General features: G+C 30.0%; 15 protein-coding genes and 2 pseudogenes. 3 read left to right on the top strand and 14 right to left on the bottom strand.

Annotation, left to right across the window (positions count from 1 at the left end; genetic code table 11):
• Window positions 1–30 precede the first annotated feature (30 nt).
• The 7 genes from ACX6CF_RS01165 to ACX6CF_RS01135 all read right to left on the bottom strand — a co-directional run bounded on the left by ACX6CF_RS01165 (window position 31) and on the right by ACX6CF_RS01135 (window position 10,850).
• A complete protein-coding gene (locus tag ACX6CF_RS01165; RefSeq protein ID WP_458783456.1) occupies window positions 31–1,170 on the bottom strand; it encodes an archaeosine biosynthesis radical SAM protein RaSEA in 1,140 nt (379 codons plus the stop codon).
• Window positions 1,171–1,222: 52 nt separating this feature from the next.
• Entirely contained in the window at window positions 1,223–2,659 is a 1,437-nt protein-coding gene (locus ACX6CF_RS01160) for an aminotransferase class I/II-fold pyridoxal phosphate-dependent enzyme (protein WP_458783455.1), read from the bottom strand.
• 304 nt (window positions 2,660–2,963) lie between these two features.
• Window positions 2,964–3,569: an ATP-binding cassette domain-containing protein gene (locus tag ACX6CF_RS01155; protein ID WP_458783454.1), complete on the bottom strand. Its 606-nt coding sequence runs from the start codon at window positions 3,567–3,569 to the stop codon at window positions 2,964–2,966.
• 75 nt (window positions 3,570–3,644) lie between these two features.
• Complete coding sequence (locus ACX6CF_RS01150; protein WP_458783462.1) at window positions 3,645–4,271, bottom strand: ABC transporter transmembrane domain-containing protein; 627 nt, start codon at window positions 4,269–4,271, stop codon at window positions 3,645–3,647.
• A gap of 41 nt (window positions 4,272–4,312) precedes the next feature.
• Window positions 4,313–5,839: a serine hydrolase domain-containing protein gene (locus ACX6CF_RS01145; protein WP_458783453.1), complete on the bottom strand. Its 1,527-nt coding sequence runs from the start codon at window positions 5,837–5,839 to the stop codon at window positions 4,313–4,315.
• A gap of 41 nt (window positions 5,840–5,880) precedes the next feature.
• Window positions 5,881–10,362, bottom strand: coding sequence for an amino acid adenylation domain-containing protein (locus tag ACX6CF_RS01140; protein WP_458783452.1), 4,482 nt, complete (start codon window positions 10,360–10,362; stop codon window positions 5,881–5,883).
• A 2-nt stretch (window positions 10,363–10,364) separates the two neighbouring features.
• Window positions 10,365–10,850, bottom strand: a complete 486-nt coding sequence (locus ACX6CF_RS01135) for a thioesterase II family protein (protein ID WP_458783451.1) — start codon at window positions 10,848–10,850, stop codon at window positions 10,365–10,367.
• 46 nt (window positions 10,851–10,896) lie between these two features.
• On the opposite strand from ACX6CF_RS01135, the pseudogene ACX6CF_RS01130 reads away from it, so the two are divergent.
• From ACX6CF_RS01130 to ACX6CF_RS01120, 3 genes and pseudogenes are all read left to right on the top strand, one after another.
• Window positions 10,897–11,742 (top strand): annotated as a pseudogene (locus ACX6CF_RS01130) (transposase family protein).
• A 314-nt stretch (window positions 11,743–12,056) separates the two neighbouring features.
• The gene (locus ACX6CF_RS01125; RefSeq protein WP_458783450.1) at window positions 12,057–12,389 is read left to right on the top strand and encodes a hypothetical protein; all 333 of its coding nucleotides are present in this window, start codon (window positions 12,057–12,059) and stop codon (window positions 12,387–12,389) included.
• A gap of 890 nt (window positions 12,390–13,279) precedes the next feature.
• Window positions 13,280–13,501, top strand: coding sequence for a hypothetical protein (locus ACX6CF_RS01120; RefSeq protein WP_458783449.1), 222 nt, complete (start codon window positions 13,280–13,282; stop codon window positions 13,499–13,501).
• Here the strand turns inward: ACX6CF_RS01120 and ACX6CF_RS01115 are convergent.
• From ACX6CF_RS01115 to ACX6CF_RS01085, 7 genes and pseudogenes are all read right to left on the bottom strand, one after another.
• Window positions 13,455–13,985: pseudogene (locus ACX6CF_RS01115) on the bottom strand (transposase); the annotation flags it as partial. The gene ACX6CF_RS01120 and the pseudogene ACX6CF_RS01115 sit on opposite strands and share 47 nt — an antisense overlap.
• A gap of 457 nt (window positions 13,986–14,442) precedes the next feature.
• Window positions 14,443–15,360 carry a protein NO VEIN domain-containing protein gene (locus tag ACX6CF_RS01110; RefSeq protein ID WP_458783448.1) on the bottom strand — a complete coding sequence of 306 codons (918 nt, stop codon included), beginning with the start codon at window positions 15,358–15,360 and terminating at the stop codon, window positions 14,443–14,445.
• A gap of 286 nt (window positions 15,361–15,646) precedes the next feature.
• Window positions 15,647–17,098, bottom strand: coding sequence for a recombinase family protein (locus tag ACX6CF_RS01105; RefSeq protein ID WP_458783447.1), 1,452 nt, complete (start codon window positions 17,096–17,098; stop codon window positions 15,647–15,649).
• A gap of 3 nt (window positions 17,099–17,101) precedes the next feature.
• Window positions 17,102–17,911 (bottom strand): recombinase family protein, encoded by an 810-nt coding sequence (locus ACX6CF_RS01100; protein WP_458783446.1) that lies wholly within the window; start codon window positions 17,909–17,911, stop codon window positions 17,102–17,104.
• Window positions 17,898–18,581, bottom strand: a complete 684-nt coding sequence (locus ACX6CF_RS01095; RefSeq protein WP_458783445.1) for a recombinase zinc ribbon domain-containing protein — start codon at window positions 18,579–18,581, stop codon at window positions 17,898–17,900. Before ACX6CF_RS01095 ends, ACX6CF_RS01100 begins: the two co-directional genes overlap by 14 nt.
• Window positions 18,575–18,802, bottom strand: a complete 228-nt coding sequence (locus ACX6CF_RS01090; protein ID WP_458783444.1) for a recombinase family protein — start codon at window positions 18,800–18,802, stop codon at window positions 18,575–18,577. Before ACX6CF_RS01090 ends, ACX6CF_RS01095 begins: the two co-directional genes overlap by 7 nt.
• A 538-nt stretch (window positions 18,803–19,340) precedes the next feature.
• Window positions 19,341–19,669 (bottom strand): hypothetical protein (locus ACX6CF_RS01085; RefSeq protein ID WP_458783443.1); only part of this gene is annotated, 329 nt, incomplete at its 5' end.

The following is a 19,669-nucleotide window of genomic DNA, read 5'->3' as shown; positions in this document are numbered from 1 at the left end:
CATTCACTATATATTTTAAAATCCAAACTACTAACAATATGCTTCTATTAAGGATATCACTCTATCTAATATATCTTTATTATCTATTTTTTGTACTTCCTCCATCCACTTCTTATCACATCCGCTTTTACATTTTAGACCTTCTATTACCTTAATATCATTTGTCTCGTTAAACTCTTTAATCTTTAATATCATTTCTTCATCACAATCTGGGCAGTTAGATGTATATTGTTTTGGAATAGGAAAGAATTGAAATCCTCCTATTCTCATTAGTAACCCTAGATGATAGGTTTTTTTAATTATTTCAAATACTGTCCAAATCCAAGGAGCTCTATAGTGACCTAATTTTGATAAATAATCAATAAATGTTTCTTCCTGTATACTAACTGGTTCCAAGGAAATATTATCTACACCTATTTTATGTGCAAACTCAATTGTTGCTATGGCATCATCTATGGCTTCTCTTTCAGTAAGAAAGGGAGCTTTTATCAACACATACATTAACAACTTTATTTTTCTATGTTTAAATTTAGCGCTTACTTTCTCATATTCTTCAAGTTCAGTGCCTTTATTCAAAATTACATTACGAACTATATCATTTGATGATTCTAGTCCTATGCCTACTTCTACTACAATGTTTGGTAAAAGTCTTTCTATTTCATCCAGCACTTCATCTGTAACATGTATAGGTCTAGACTCTATAATTAATGTTTTAATATCCGTAACTTCACTTATTCTTTTAAACATATATTGCCTTAACTCTTTACTTATCTCATTTTCATTAAGAAATGATCCTCCATTATATAAACAAAGCATAGGATGCCTTGAAAAATCAAAGCTTTCCATACTGTCATCAAACTGCTTTTTTATTTTTTCTTCTGAAATTTTTGTTCCTCTTGATGACCCTGATAAGTGTCCACACATTGTACATCCACCATTTTGTTCTCTTGCCCATTCACATCCATTGCCTCTAAGAGTGATTATGGCTCTTTTAATAGCTTCTCCTTCAATAGACCCTTCTCTTGCTACACAATCTCCTGCTTTACTAAAATCTATATCACCTATTCTAACTTCTATACCGTCTCTTATATTTTTATTTGTAATATAAATAAGTTGTTTTGCATACTCTACTTTTTCTTCTGTATTTTTTGGAATATCTAATAATTTCATAAACTTGACCCTCCTTTAAGTACATTTCCCACCCAAAATTAGTTGAAAAATTTTAAGTTACTATTGCCAACTTTTGTTTCAACAAAACATTTTCAATTTTACTAAGACTTTTAATAATATTTTCAATATTGTCATGTAAAAGTGTTATCCTAAACCACACTTCATTTTCACTATCTGGCATTCCAAATACATTACCAGGTAGAATCCCACATTTAACTTCATTGAATGTAAAGTCAAAAAACTCATAATCAGTTCCAGTGAAATATTCTGCATTAACTTTTATCAAAAAAACATTTCCTATATTTTGATTAATATAATCTGAAAATACTTTTGAATCTTTAACATACTCAATTACCCCTTTTATTGCTTCTTCTTGAATGTCATAGGATTTATTGATTCTTTCTTTATATTTTTCAAACAAATTTAACCTTGTAATATTTTCAAATAACTTAGCCTGGTCAACAGTTTGACTCCATCCAAAAACTCCATAGCTAAAATAGTGCATATCTTCTAATGTAGGCACCGTATTAGTTAAACATTTAAGTTTAAAATACATATTTAATGAAAACTTTGAAAGAGTATAGGTATTTAAACTGTTTTCCGTTGATGATATATAATACTTATATATGTCCAATAATCTAGGATCTCCAAACCAATATCCTGTTCTATATCCTGAATAAAAAGGTGTATCTTTCGAACTTCCATAAACCTTTATAATATAATCTAATGAATCCACTAAATTAAAAATTTCAGTAAATTTTCTATCCCTAGGATAGAGCATATCTTGATAAATATTATCTACAACTAAAAATACTTTATTTTTTTGACAATACTTTGCTATTTTCTTTAGCTCATCAACACTTTCACCTTCATAAGTAAATTGTGCAGGATTATTGGGATATGTTATTATAACTGCCGCTGTTTTTTCCGAAATTGCATTAACTATTTCTTTATACGTAGGTAAAAAATTGTTTTCCCGCTGAGTGTACACATATTTTGGTTTAACATTCTTACTTAGATTGGATAACTGAGCAGTATACACTGTATAATTGGGAAGTATTAATGCAACCTCATCATCTTTACATGTTTTGCTTTCATTATTGTTTCTAAATTTAATAATGGAATTAACCACCCCATTCATTACATTGGTGCAACCATTACCACAGCCTATTCCCGCTTTATCAACAAGTTCTCTTACTTCTTTACTTTGTACATTTCCACTTGTAGTAAGTCTTGCATACTCCAAATCTCTTATTAAAATATTTAATTCTGTAAAGCCATCTGGGGATGTGTATCCAGGTTCTATTTTATGAAACTGCTCCATTTCTTCACTCTTTATTATTTCAGGAAACATTGAAATATTATAATTCATGTTATCAAGAACATCTACACAGTTTCTTTTATCAAATATCATACTCCAATACTGAATTAATCTTTGATACATTTCCAGTTTATCTAAATCTTGTTTGTAATAATAATTGTTTTTCATTTCCTATCTCCTCTTTAGTTTCCAATATTATATTTACCTGTTTTCATGTTACTAAGCTCTTCCCCATATATTATATTTGTTTATCCTTTATCTCTCCTCATTTTCAACTAACATCCATGCCCATATTTAGCTTAATAAACTTGTCTGCTAAATCAAAATACTGATCATCGTGAGTTATTGCTATAACGCACTTTCCTCTTTGTTTAAGCTCAGGAAGAAGATTGTTATAGAAAAATGCTCTAAACTCTGGATCTTGATCTGCTGCCCATTCGTCAAACAAATATATTGATTTATCTTCTAAATATTATACAAGCAATGCTAGTCTCTTTTTTTGACCTGTTGATAATTTAGTTATGCTAAATTTACCATTTTCTACTTTAACCTTTTTATCAAGTTGCAATATTTCCAAATGCTTTTGTATTCTTTCCTTATTTTTTTCCCACTCTATGCCATAAAGTTTGTTAAACAAATAGAAATCTGAAAAAATAGTAGTATACTTCTCACTTAAATTTTTAGATTCCATTAGCTCTCCATTTAAACATATGTATCCTTTTGTAGGCTTATATAATCCAGTTAATAACTTGGCTAAAGTTGACTTACCGCTACCATTACCACCTGTTATAAATGTTATATCTCCCGATTTGAACTCATGGGTTATCGGTCCCAACTTAAATCCTTTTCCATCCTCTTTTTCATATTCATACTCTATATCATTTAACTTTAGCTTAAAGTTATTTTCCGTATTAATATTTCCAATATTCTCATTACTATTTTCTAATACATAAAGCTCATCAATTAGACCATTAATTCTTTTTAGACTAATCCTAACTTCTATAGCATTAGGTATTGTATCCAATATTGAATGAACTGGTCCTGTCATATAAAGAAGTATGAAAACATAGCTCGCCACACTTGTACTTTCCAAGTTCTTTAAAATCAATGGAAAGATGAGGGCTATGGCACCTATGGCAAGAGTAAATAATAATTAACCTATTACAAACATATTGGCGAAAGCCAAAGATGCTTTTCCTCTTTTGATTCTATATTTGTCACAGCTTTGTTCCATATCATCTTGAAATTCTTGTTTCTTATTCCCATTAAGGCTTAACTCTCTAAAGCCTCCTATCAAATCATTAATAAATTTAAAAAATATGCTTTGGAAATCTCTGGCTTGTTCTCCAATCATATTGGCATACCTACCAACTAAATAGTGAATACTTGAAATTGCCAATATTATTAGTACTGCTAACACTAATGCATATATATTTATAAAGCCTAGATACATAAAACAACATACGAGAGTAACTCCACTTGTAATCCCACTGATTAAAATATTTACAAATCTACTCATGGTTTCAGTGTCATTGTTTAGCGTGGATTGAATTCTTCCTTTTTCAACTTTTTCAAACTTATTATAAGGTGCCTTTAATATATTTTTTACTATTTCCATTCTTTTTGAAAAAACTATATTATTGGTTATTTCTATTAACTTTCCTCTCATAATCTTTTGTCCATAAACATACAAGATTATCCCTAAAACAAAGTATATTAAAAGTCTGACTTTTGTATTGTTATCACTATTTACAGACATGTTTATCGTAAAAATTATCAACGCATTTCCAAATCCACTTGCAACACCTAATAATGATAGTACTAGTATTGGTTTCTCATCTTTTTTTTTAATAGACTTGTTAGTATTACATAAATATATGCTATACAAATACTTATACAGATTAAGTAAACAGCAATTTTTATACTACTCGGAAGCCATACAAATACAAAGTTCCACGATATTCCATTTCCCAGAATGTAAGGAACTAAATATATACAGTACATTACCCCCATAATAATTATTAAGCAAATAAATCCATCTAGTGATTTTCTTACAGATATACCTGTAAATTTTCTGTGCTTTGTTATTATTTCTTTTATTAATTTGCCTATGAAATACAATGTAACTACTATAATCAAACCTACAAACCCTATAATAAATATGGATATACTATCAGCTTTTTTATTTAAATCTTTTATATTTGCTTTATTATACTCTTTACCATTTAATATTGAACTAATTCCTCTACATATAAATCCTACATAGTCTGAATTAATGTTACTAAGTGCTGCAATTCCCTCTTTTTTTTCTGGCTTAAATGTTATGTATGAAGAGTAGTTTGGATTCGAGCCAGTATGAGAAATTCTGCCACCTAATTCTTGATATACATCCCATCCTGCGGCATATGATGCACCGTAGTACGTTGGTGGAATTGTCCTATTAGGTATATGTGATTGCTCCACTAAGGTATTATCAAACACGGTTTCTGTTGATGTCCCCATTTGAATTTTTAGCCATCTAGCCATATCTTCCCCACTGGAAATAATATAGCCTGCCGGCTTATTTCCTCTATAAACCGGTGCGTCATATTCTCTTGGTTTTAGAAATCTCAACTTGTAACCAGTTGACATATGATTAATATTATCTTGGTTTTTAAATAAATAAGTATTATTTAACCCAGATGGTTTTATTATGTTTTCCTCCATATATTTCTCATAACTTACACCTGAGACTTTTTCTATTATTAAACCTAATACATCATAATTTATTGTTGCATATTGAAACTTTTCACCTGGTTTACTATCAAGCTCTATATCAACAAGAGTCTTGACTGTCTGCTCTAATGTATTATCTTTATCCCCAACTGGAATCTTATCTATAGTTTTAAAAGGTATTCCACTTGAATGATGTAATAACTGCTCTAAAGTTATATTTACACTTTGCCCGCTGTAATTTGTCTTAAACCAATTTATATACCTGGACACATTATCATCAAGGTTAATTAATCCATCTTGTTCCAATTTCAAAATTGCCAACCCTGTAAAAGCTTTGCTTGTAGATCCTAACTCAAACAATGTTTTTTCTGTAACAGGAGTTTTTGATTCAATATTTGAGTATCCAAAACCTTTTTGATAAATGGTCTTGTCTCCCCTTACTATAGTTATGGATAGACCTGGGATTTCGCCCTTATCCATATTCTCTTTTATAAATTTCTCTATGGTAGCCTTCTCATCTCGTGTCAGTGAATCTACTTGTCCATTATTGGTTTGTGCCAATGCCACTTGTGGTGATAATAATACACAGATAAAAACACCAAATACCATTAGTAATTTAATTATCTTTTTCATAATATTGCTCCTTGCATAATTATCGTATAACTCAAATTCTTTTAACTGAATAATGCATCTAGATCATCTTGGGAAATATTAACTGTTTCAAAATCTGATGGGGTAAATTCTTTTTCATCTTTATCCCTACAATTCTCTTCAATTAATCTTAGTGTACCTATATAATCATCTATTAATGTTTGAATTGTTTCTTCGCTGAATCTATTCTTGCTAAAAGTAATATTTATTTTTAATTTCTTATTTACTATCCTAGATACCACATCGATTAATGCTGTTAATGCATTTTCTTCATCATTATTTAATCCAAATTCAATATTAGATAGTTTAAACTTTTCTTTATCCACAATATTATCTAAATCACCTAGGTAGTTGAACCTTATAGGTTTATTTTTCATGTCCTCTAGTTCATTTTTTAAGAATCTAATAGCTCCATAATTAAATCCTTGGCTTGGTATATTCCTCAACTGCTCTTTTAGAGATTTTAAGTTACTTTTAATATCTTTAAATTCAACATTAAAATATGCTGGATACATACTTGTAAACCATCCTACAGTTCTAGATATATCAATTAAATTACTTATATTTTCTCTGCCATGCCTTTCAAGCTCAATTACTATATCATTATTCCCAGTAGCATTATTAATAGCAAAAATTAGTCCAATAATTAGTACTTCATTTAAATCCATGCCATAAACTTGATTTACTCCTTTAGATAAAGATTTTAATGTATCTTCATCCAAAATATCCGTTAATTCTTGTGATGTGTTAACTAAGTCTTCCCCCTTGTTAAAATCCAATGGATAGCTAAACTCACTATTCAAAATATTTTCCCAATAAGGTCTTTCATCTTGAAAATCTTTTTTAATATAACTTGTTAACTCCTTTGCCCACTCCTTAAATGAATGAGTTTTCATTGGTAATTGTACTTTGTTGCCCTCTTCCAACTGATTTAATATAGTAATAAAATCATCTAATATAACTCTCCAAGAAACTCCGTCAACAACTAAATGATGAGCTTGAAATAGTAAAATCTGCTTTTCGTCACCTATTTGGAACATGGTGACATTAAACAAAAGATTATTTTCTATATTAAAACTAACATTGTATTCCTTAATTAAGCCCTTCACATCATTACACTGTTTATCATAGTGAGCATCTTTTAAATCAACAAATCTAAACACTCTGTTTGAACCTAAATGTGTGTCATTATAGTATAATTTTTTAGCCTCTTTATCATAGTTAATTCTTAATCCATCGTGATGGTCAATCAACTTATCTATAGCTAAACTAATTTTATCCCTGTCTAAGATTGTATTATATTCTAATAATACATATTGATTATACAAGTGTTCATTTTTAAACCCATTGCTAAAAAACCATTGTTCAATAGGAGTATTTTCTATTACTCCATATATTTTGTCTTGGCTTATGTTAAAGGTTTCCTGATTTTCCTCTATCATATAGGCTATCTCTTGAATAGAATCGTAGCTTAATATATCTTTTACTTTTAATATTAATCCTATATTTTTAAGCTTCGATGATATTTGAATAGCTTTTATTGAATCTCCTCCAAGCTGATAGTAGTTGTCATTCATACTTATGCCTTGTATCCCCAATATTTGCTCCATCGCTTTAACTAATTCCTTTTCATGCAAGCTATTATATTTAACAAATTCTTTATTCTCTACCACTACATCAGGAAGTAGTGAATAATTTACCTTGCCATTTATAGTCAATGGTAAGCTACCCATAAAAACAAAATTAGTAGGTATCATATATTTAGGTAAAAATTTTAAAAGCCGCTTCTTTAATTTTTGTTCATCAACTTCTCCCTTTTTTACAACATACCCATTTAATATTTTATTTCCTAAAGTATCTTCTTTTACTAAAACAACAGCATCTTTAACAAATTTATTTTCTATTAGATATCTCTCTATTTCACCTAATTCAATTCTATGACCTCTTATCTTAACTTGATTATCAATTCTACTTACATATTCAATTTGTCCATCTGCTAAATACCTTGCTGTATCTCCAGTTTTGTACATTCTCTGACCTTTAACAAATGGATTTTTAATAAATTTTTCTTGCGTTAAATCGTTTCTGTTTAAATATCCTCTTGCTACGCCATCCCCTGATATGTATATCTCACCTTCAAGTCCTGTTAATACTGCATTTAGGTCTTTATCCAATATATAAATCTGTACATTATCCGCTGGATGCCCTATTGGTACTGAAGTACCTTTATCCTTTGTCTCATCATATTTATGTATCATGCATCCTACTACTGCTTCTGTTGGACCATATTCATTATATATGTCTACATTTTTACCAAAGCTATTGTAAATCTCTTTTGCCAAATTTACCTTTAAGTCTTCTCCTCCAACTATGAATGCTCTTATGTTACTTTTTGTATTATCCATATCTTTTAATAACGTTAAATGTGCTGGAGTAAGCTTTACCACTGTTGCTCTATTTTCTCTTAAAATTTTATATAGAATAAATTCAGTTTCATCATTATCATAAATAATAATTTTATTACCGGAAACTAATGGAGCAAATATAGATGTTACTGTCAAATCAAAGGATATTGAAGAATATAAAGCCATTGCTTCACAATCACTTTTTAAATACATCTTATTAGCCCACCATATATAGTTTGTAAGTCCTTGGTTTTCAATCATTACGCCCTTTGGTCTTCCTGTTGATCCAGATGTATATATAATATATACCACATCATTTAAACTATTGCATTTTGGCAAATTTTCTTTATTATATTGTTCTAAATCTTTATTATGTATATTTATTATGTTACCATAAAGTTTAATTTCTTTTGTTTTTTCAAAATTGATTAGTAGTATACTACTTCTAGAATCCTCAAGCATATAATTTATTCTATCTACAGGATTGCTAGGATCAATGGGTAAATACGCTGCTCCCACTTTCATACTTGCTAGAATACTCACCATAAGCTCCACCGAGTGTGTTTCCATAATTGCTACCACTGATTTATTGTTTATACCTTTTTGTTTTAAATAGTTAGCTAGCTGATTAGATTTATTATTTAATTCTTTATATGTCACAGTCTTTTGTTCAAACTCTAATGCAATATTATTTGGTGATTTAATAGCTTGTTCCTCAAATAACTCACATACTGTTTTTTCAGGGTAATGACTTATGGTATCATTCAAGTCGTATACTTTGTAATTACTTTCTTTCTGGCTCAAAGCATTCAAATCACTAACTATAGTATTTTCATCTGTTATTACTTGTTTAGATATATTAATTAGTGCTTCATACATTATCTTAATTTCACTATCTGAGTATTCTAACGTCTTATAGTCTAAATTTATCGTTATTTTGTCCTCATCCCACTCTTTAACTGTTAATTGTAATGAGCAACTTTGATTTCCACTATAATATTCCTTAACTTCTACATTTATTTCCTCAATATGATCATCATATTTTGAGTTGTAGTAATTTACACACATTTTGTATAAACTGTCATACCCTTTGTCACCCAATTTTAAATCCTTAATCAAAAGATCATATGGGTACTGTTGATTAAAAAAACATTCTTTTAAATGTCTATTAACCAACTTTATTAAATCAACTGTTTTTAATCCCGTGTCTAATTTTATCCTTAAAGGTACTGTACTAGTAAACATACCTATCATATTTTTTTGTTCTCTATTAATTCTGTTAAACACTGGTGTTCCTATTATTATATCGTTTTTATATGTAATTTTATTTATGTATATAAGTAGCATAGTTATAAAAAAAGTGTTCAATGAGCAACCTTTTAAACCTGAAAACTGTTTTATTTTAGTAGATAGCTCTTTGTCAATATTAAAGCACTGTCTTTTGCCTTCTAAGCTATTATATGTTTTATATAAAAACTCCTCTGGTAAATCTAATAGCTTATCTTTCCAGAAATTTTTATTTCTTACAAATCTCTTTGAGTTTAAATATCCTTTCTCATACTCTATAAAGTCCAAATATGAGCTGTCAGATGTACAAACTTCTTCTTTGTTCATCAACCTTATATATATATCACAAATTTGTTTTTGTATAAGAGATATGGACCAGCCATCAGATATAATATGATAGATGTTTAGTAAAATACCATACTTTTCTTCTCTTATTTTATATATTGCAAAGTAATATAATTTATTATCACTCCAATCAAATTTCTTATCAAATATCTGATTTGACCATATTTTATGCTGTTTTTCTGGATCTTCATATTTACTAAAATCTAAAAAATCTATCTTTTCATTTTGAAAATCTTTAACATATTGAAATGGTTCCCCTTCTTTTTCAAAAATCCTTAGTCTTAAACCTTCATTATTTTTTATTATAAGATTTAACGTTTTTCCCATTACTTTAACATCTATGTAGCCATGTATATTTAAACATCCACCAATATTATGTAACGGTGAGTTTGTGTTTATTTTATCTATGTACCATATTCTTTTTTGTGGATGCGTTAAATTATAAAAAACCCTCTCCTTGTTTTCCATCTTTATTCCCCTTCGTATGCCAATGTATTGTTTATAGTAGGAAGAAACAATTGTAGTAACTCTTCATTGTCTGCTAATTCTTTTGGAGTACCGCTCAAATTAACTAATTCTTCAATGAATTCATCATCTGTCAACAAATATATCTGCTTTTTCTTTCTTGGTATGCTAGGTGACTTACACCCTGAAAAAAATATATGTTTAGGTCTTTTAATATTTTCATTGGATATTTTATAATATAATTCATAGGCTAAAATACTCCCCATACTGTGACCATAAATAGCATACTCCTCATTAACTATTTTGTCCTTTATATTTTTAAATATATCTTCAACAACCTCATCTATATTTTGGTAAAAATCTTCATAAAATCTCTTCCCTCTACCCTTAATCTCTATTGGCTCTAGCTTTATTGAAGAATTTAAATATTTTTTCCACTTATAATATATAAATTCTGTCCCTCCTGCATACGGTAAACAAAATAATATCATTCACTATCCCTCATCTACTTTATATTTTTCACCTCTAAAAGAACAAATTAGCTTACAAATATTAGCAAATAACGACCTTGTTAACAAGTTTTTTGATGAAATTAACCTAAAATTTTATTACTCGAATACAGTTGTTAAGCATCTAAAAGAATTTTTAGTAGCAGCAACATCAAAAGGATTTACTGCTAAGACTACTGATATTGCTGAATATAGTGTAAATCATAGTACCACTATTGGGCACTTTCTATCCCATGGTGTATGGGATAAAAAATATATAGATAGAACTATCAAAAAACAGTCTCTTAACCATGTGGTCGATTTATCAAACCACACAAACAACCTATTTTTGTAAACACTGATGATACAGTTAATGTAAAGACTAAGCCTTTGTCACAGGTGAAAGCACCTATTCAAAAGGATGGTTTTCATCATTCTCATCTATTAGGTAAGACTGTTTGGGGACATCAGGTTCTCTCTACAATGGTTAGTTGTATAGGGCATAATCCTAACTACGATATTTACTTATATGATAAGGAACACGGTAGTAAAATCGATTATATTACACAGTTATCAGAATCTTTACCAACACTCCCTCATATGGGATATGCGTTGTTTGATGCATGGTTTACATGTCCAAAGGTTATAGATGCTTATACCTCCAAGGGTTATCCCTGTATTTGGTGTCATTAAATCTAATCAAATCCGCTCTATAAAAGGTATTGAGAGACTTTGCCTTTTACTATCCTTAGTGCATTTATTCTGCACTATAGGCACTGGAAGTATCATGCAATTTGGTGAAGGATTACGCAAGGCTCGTTGCCAAACTAAAGTGAATAATATTTCTTGGATTTATCAATGTGCTAAAATGATGTTCCTTTGGATCCTGTTCTAAAAGCCTTTAAAGTTGCGTAGGGTTGGTCCAACTAGGTACTGTAAACATTTGTAATCTAATTTGCTCGTTTAGAGTTTTTTACTTTACTTATACTATTAATACCTTTTTCTACAAACTAATTCTTTATAGTGTTAGCTACCACCTTATTATATCTCTTTATGCCATCATTCGACCTATTGCCCCTATGTTTGTATAAATGTTAATATTTAATATATTATATTATATAAATCCTATTTTATTATATATTTTTATATTTTTCAACCTTTATTTTCACTCTTTTGCAGTAACTTTTGTACTATTGGCAGTTTAAACCATTGATTTTACTATTAATTTTCAACTTTTTCATTTTATTTTTTTATCATATTTTGATAAGTTGGTCTATTGAAGTATTCTTTAAACAGGAGAAGAACCAATTAGGATTTGATAAATATCAAATCCGCTCTATAAAAGGAATAAAAAGACTTTGGCTTTTGCTGTCCTTAGTGCACTTATTCTGCACTAAAGGCACTGGATGTACCATGAAATTTGGTGATGGCTTACGTAAAGTCCGACACCAAACAAAAGCAAATAATATCTCTTGGATATATCAATGTGCCAAAAATAATGTTCCATTAGATGCTGTTTTAAAAGCCTTTAAAGTTGCATAAGGATTAATCTAATATCAACTGTAAATATTTGTAAGTTGATTTGCTAGTTTAAATTAAATAAGCATATATTTAAATACCATGATTATCTTACCATGATATATCACACTTGCCTACGTGGGTTAGGATTGACGCTTACCTTCAAAGCTTGAGGAGTCTATTTTTAGAACAAATAAAAGGGGTTAGTCCTAAATACATATCTACCATCAAAAGTCAATTACAGTACTGGATTAATCAACAAGCCAGCTATATCAAGGCTTTATTTGCAAATTTATGCTGGGAAAGTTGAGTTACTACATAATAAAACGAAAAAATTGACACAAAAAAAGCAGGTTCTATATGACCCACCAACAATTTTTTGCTTTATTAAACTGTCAAACTCCTGAGCCTTTTCTAAGAAACATAAAATCACCAATTTCTTTTAATTATACCACAAACATCTAATTTTATTTATTAGTGTAATACTCGAAAATTGTTGATGTATCTAACGATACATCGGTACAAAGAAATGCTTTTAGTGCTTTGGAATTACCAAAGGCTTTTTCAGGTCAGCTTTTTAAAACAACGGCATTATCTATATCATTTAATGCACCTTCATAACGATATAATGATAGCCCTTTGTAGAATAAGCATCTATAACCTTTGGACATGTGAACCACGCATCAAATAAAACATAACCCTTATGAGGGGGTATTGGCAAGGATTTTGCTAATTGGATGATGTAATCTATTTTACTACCATGCTCCTTATCGTAGAGACTAATCTCATAATTAAGGTTATTGCCCATACTGTTAATGGCATAATGAATAAGAATATAAATGGCAAAATGAACATGTAGGATAAAGTACAAAAAGCTGATATACTTTTATAAAAATTATAAAGAGTATATCAACATGAAAAAAGACGTATTAACAGAAATAGAAAGGTTAAAATTAATGGATATTAAAATAAATTTTGCAGAACTAGGTATAAGAATGAATTGTGATCCTAGAACTGCTAAAAAATATTACATAGGAGAGACTAAAACTACAAGAAAACCTGTTATCAAAGAATCTATTCTTACAGATTATAAAGGTTATCAATGGTATCTAGAAGTCCTGCAAGATGATAATTAACGCTACCACGCCAAACAAAGGTGTATCGATTAGCATTGGCTTCAATCTTTGTTCCGTCAATAAATAAGGCTTCAAGGGTTATAAGCCCTTCCTTATGAAGACATCTAATGAATTGATAGTGTAATTCATCTAAAATGTCAATGGTCAGTTTATCATTAATAAAATTATAAAAGGCGTCACGCTTTGGTTTTTCACCTTTTGTCAGCCAGATAAAGGCAATATCTCTTTCACATAGTTCTACAATTCGATCAACAGCTCTAACACCTCTCATATTTGCATAAGTCAGTACTGCAAACATCATAATAGGATTATAGCCTTTTCTTCCCTTGTTTGAATATCTAGCCAATAGACTAGAAAAATTTAATTCCTCCAATATTTTTTTAAGGGTATAGACTGGGTCGTTGGCTGGTAAACCTATTTGATACAGATTAAAGTTAATTTTCTGTTGCCCTATCTCAAAAAATTCGTTATAATAAGTATTCATATGTAGTTACATTATACAATGTATATGTAGCGGAGGGAAGATGCTTATCGTTAGGCATCTTTTTTTCTTGCTAAAAAAGTCAGCCTAACTCTTAATGAGTTACACTGACTTTTTTTGTGGGAGCTGGTCTATTTAACGACAGCCCCCTCATTGATGGAATATATAGATTCAGGTATTACCCTCGCCTTCCCACGGTTAATTACAGTTTACCTTAAAAGCATTCTTTATCAATACCCTAATTGTAAAATTTTTTATTCATCTATAGTTCCTGCAATTCCCGATGTACCCTTCGACTTTAACTATTTTATTCTTACCAACCAGTTTTGTGGTTCTAAATTATATTGAATCTCGTCAAATGGAGGATCGTATATTATTAAGTCTCCCTTACCAGTATGAACATTTAAGTTGTATACTCTGTATATCTTATAATTTTTCTTCTCTTTATACATTTCCTCTGCTACTTTTTTTTCTTCCCTTGAAATGTAGAAATTTGCTGGTTTATTTTGCTTTGTTTTTTAACTTCTATAAATAGAGGTTTTCCATCACTTGAGTAAGACTTTATGTCATACCCAAGACCATCTCCTTTAACCACAGCTGAATGCTCTATCTTTTCAGCTAGTTTGTGCAAACCTTCTGATTTAAGCCTTTGCTTTTCATAATTTAAAACAATTGCCTCACCAAGATTTCCAATCCTCTTTTTATCTGCATTAAGTTTAACGTAGTCAACATTAACTCTTAGATTATTATACGCTACTGTACTCTTTGAATTTTTCCCCTTTGATATAATATTTCTCCTTTGTTGAACTGTAAGAGTATACTCAGTAGTTACAGAATCACCAATACTCTCAACTTCATCTCGATCAGTCATGCCTTCTACTATATCCGAATCAAAATATATCCGAATGTACCAATGCTTCAAATCAGAAGAGTCAATGTTCATTGACGCACTATTAAAATACTCACACACTTTTAAATTGTTCGCTACATAGTATTTTTTGTTATCTACAGTAATTATACATGTCCCATCTTTGATTCGTGTACTATTCTTTTGTTGATTATCAAAATCCTTAAATTGCTCCTCTGTGTATATACGAAATTTCTTTGCCCTATTGTTTAAGAAATTGTGTAATGTTTTTGTAGATAATGAACATGCTTTTTCTACTAACTCGAAGTATGCCCATTTGGAACCATCGGTCTTCCCTTTGAAAACTTCTTCAATCCCATCTTGCTTATGGACAAATTCCATTCTTTCAAATTCCATTTCGTCCTCATAAACATATCCGTTATGTACACAGGAAAAAGATTTAGATGATCCAATATTCTTTTTATGTTTCTCCCAATAGTTTAGGCTAATTTCATCATATATATTTGCCATTAGAACCTCCTAATCTTGTTTACCAAGCAATAAAACTTATAGAAAATTTATAACATTTACAATATATTTCTATTAATTCATTTTACTACATTATAACTCTCAATCATTCTAGCAGAAATTTGATTAATTTAAAATTTGATAAGGCTAATCTCGGTAATACCAAATAAATTAGAAGTATTAAGTGACGTCAATAACTTCTCTTTTTAGAGCTTTATTATGTTAGCGCCAAAATCATAGTTTCCTACTTAGGATTTTAAAATAAAGAGACCCCTATGAAAAGGAGACTCTAAAATATATCCTCAAAATTCCAAACAACGCCCAACCTACCTCTATGATCTATTTCAATATGGTCAATAAATACCTCAACCATTTCTCTGTTAAGCTTCTCAAAAGGAGACAATCTATCAAATTCTTTTACCGTATCCTCACTATCTTCTACATTAGATTGTAATAACGCTATCTTCTGAGTAAGAGTTTCTATCTTATTATCTATTATAGCTTCTCTTTTCTCATAATTTCTTTTCTCTTTCTTAAATACCTCAAGTGAGATATTCCCAGCCTTATATGCTTTATAATTATCAAACTTCTTATTCTGTAACATTAGCAATGTATTTTTATAGATATTAATATCTTTTTCATCTATCATGTTCTTAACACATTTATGTACGTCTACACCGCTATTAGTATTACAAACATACCTTACCACTCTACCGGCTTTATTATCGTATACCTTGGTTACTAAAGTATGATTACATCCTGCACACTTGATTTTAGATGTAAATAGCTCTGTGTTCTTTCTTCTACTCTTCTTAGAGTACTGACTGAACATGCTTTGCACCTTTTCAAAATCTTGACGACTTACGATTCCTTCATGAGCATCTTCTACTACGATCCATTGGCTCTCTGGGACTTTTATATCTTTCTTGCTACCAATGTCAGCTCTCTTATATTTGCCATATACAGCATCCCCTACATACCTTCTATCTTTTAATATTGCTTGTATCCTAGCTGCTCTCCAGTATGTTATCTCATTTGATCTATTGCATGGGAAATTATCCTTTCTAATCTTTCTAAGCATTAGGGGTGATGGAACTTCTTCTTTATTCAGAGTCTTAGCTATCTCTGTTAAAGTTTCGCCATCTAACCGCATATCGAAGATTCTTTTTACTACACATGCACTTTCCCTATCTGGAGTTAGTTTTTTATTCTTATCTTTCACAAATCCATAGGGTGCATAAGCTGTCATATGAATGCCCTTCTCTGCATTAGCTCTCTTCGCACTTATGATCTTCTTAGACAAGTCCTTGGAGTAAAAATCGCGAATCATATTTTTAAAAGCAACGTCAATACCACCTGTACCAGATACCTTTTGACTATCATAGTGATCATTAACGACTATAAATCGAATACCTAAGAAGGGAAATATTTTATCTATATAAGTACCTGTCTCTATATAATTACGTCCGAATCTTGAAAAATCCTTTACAATGACACAATCAATTAAGCCATGTTTAGCATCTTCTATTAATGTCATAACTGCTTCTCTCTCGAAATTTGTCCCACTTATTCCGTCGTCCACATATTCCTTAAGAGAGGCATTTTTTAATTCATTATGATTTGCTATGTAGTCCCTGATTCTTTCTCGCTGAGATACGATACTGTTACTGTCGCAATCTGAAGCTTTCATGTCTTCTGATGAAATTCTAAGGTACACACCAACAACATATTCTTGTCTCATAAGCTACACCATTGCCCCTATGTAGTTAGGATTTTCTAATAGACTCTTTACTGAAGAACCTCGCCATAATGCTTTTTCTTCAATATCCTTACTACCCCGCAACCCCTTCTCCCATAAATATCTATATTGAGATGGGATGTTTATATTATTAAGTCTATGAGCAATGGCCGTTACGCCAAATCCTTTTAGCCTAAGGTCAAAAATCATCGTTACAACATCTTTTGTTTCTTCATTAACTTCTAGAATATACTTATTATCAGCAGATTTTTTATATCCATATGGTGCGTACTTACCTAGAAATTTGCCACTCCTCTTCTTTGCATCTAAAGAGGTACATATCTTCTTTGATATGTCCTTCGCATAGCTATCGTTTATAATCGACTTTAAAGCGATTTCTAGGTCTTGATTATCCTTTATATTCTCACTATCAAAATTATCATTGACAGCAATAAACCTAACTCCTATATTCGGAAATATCTTTTCAATATAATGTCCTGATTCAATATAATTTCTACCGAACCTGGATAAATCTTTTACAACAACAGTATTAATTATGCCCTTTTTCACATCTTTAATTAACTCATTTAATGCTTCTCTGTCAAAATTGGTACCCGAAAATCCATTATCTATGTAGGTCTTTTCATAACTGAGTTGCTCATTCTTTTCTATATAGGTTTTCAACATAGTGATCTGATTTTCAATAGAATCTCCACCAGTTATATTGTCTTCTATGGACAATCTTGCATAGATACCTACATTATATTTTAGAGTGATGTTTGGTTGCTTTAATCTTTTTCTACTAATGCGTGCCATTCTCTACACCACCCTTTATATCCTTAAGTTTACTATCTATTCCTTTATTGTTTTTACTATGCTTTAAAGCGTTCTCTACATAATTAATAGCATCCTTATATTCATCTTGAAACCTAAAATCTATGATGATCTTATTCTTATCTACCACGACTATCTTTTCAACTAATGACACCACTATGGCTCTCGTAATTTCCGTAATGTTTTCATTCCTAGTGAATTTTTTAATCCACTCACTTTTGCCTTTACTTGTTATTAATTCATTAGCACGATTTTCAAGTTCCATTAATTGCTCTTCTATATCGTTGCATCTTATTTCAAAATCTGTTTTCATCTCCATATAATCAGACCTGGTTATAATGCCATCTTTGAAGTCTTCGTAGAATCCTGTTCTTAGATTATTATACTTCTCTAGTTCCTCGATCTTAGCCACAATTCTCTTATCTACTTTTTTATACCTAGTGTTACTATGGGGCATTTTTTCTATGTGATCTAGTAATTTATCAAGTTTAACAATCAAACCTATCTGATTTTTCATGACTGCTAGAACCGTCTTTTTCAAGGCTTTATTACTAATTCTATGGTTGGTACATTTATGCTTATCTGCTTTATATGTTGAACAGATATAGTATACGTATTCTTTACATTTACTTCTTACAATTTTTCTTACCATGGTATTTTTGCAACTATCACAATATAATACACATCATTGATAATATTTTTAAAAGGAATAATGATACTGTCTGTACTAGACATGTTTTTCGCACTATCATAACTATCATTAATAGCAATAAATCTCACTGCCAAGAGTGGAAAAACTTTCTCGATATACCTTCCCGTCTCTAAGTAATCACGTCCAAATCTTGATAGATCCTTAACTATGATACAGTTCAATGATCTGCATCTAATCCACTTACATACCATATGGTGTCTTTATTTTGTAGATAAATAGAATATGTATCAATATAATTAACTATCTTATCTTTATCTGGTGTTAACACTCCAACTTTACCAAGTCTAATGTAAGCTTTTCTATCTAGGATTACATCAAATATTATTCTTAGTTTTTTACATATTCTTTTATTTTTTTCATCAGCTCCTTTACTGAACTAAACTTCAATTTACTAACAATCTCTGATATAATGTTCTAATAATGATATGGAGGTTGTTTGTTATGTCTTTAAAATATTATAAAGTTATTTCTGGAATATTGGCTTCCTATTTTCTTGGATTTTTTATATTTAGTAAAGCTTATGCAAATAGTTCTTATTTCCCTATTTTACTTGGTTCATGTGTTTTTACAGCCACTATGTTTGAAACTAACTTAAATAGAATAAAGTCCTTCTATAAAATTTTCTTATTATCTTCAATTCTTATATCTATAGGAATTTACCTTGTAGAGCACACTCACTAAACATAATATTTATCTTAATCAAATAGCTTTCTCTTGGATTTCTTCATCCTTTGAATAGTCCAATCCATCTTGTCTACCCTTTTGATAAGAATTATAATCAATCTGCTCTTGATTAATTCCTTTACCTTTGAAGTCACCTGAGAATCCTTTTTCAATTTCATTATATTTTTTTATGATTGGTACTGGCATTACTGCGACTAGTGCATATTCCTCTTTATTCTCATTCTTCATTTTTATTGATTGTTCTTTTAACTTCTTATCAAGTCCTTGGATGAAACCAATGGCATATGATTTTCTATCAAGTCTTTTTCTTCTACTGGACACGTTAATAATATTAACTACTTGTC

It is taken from the genome of Vallitalea sediminicola (assembly GCF_054408565.1).
This window is presented reverse-complemented; position numbering and strand designations above follow the sequence as displayed.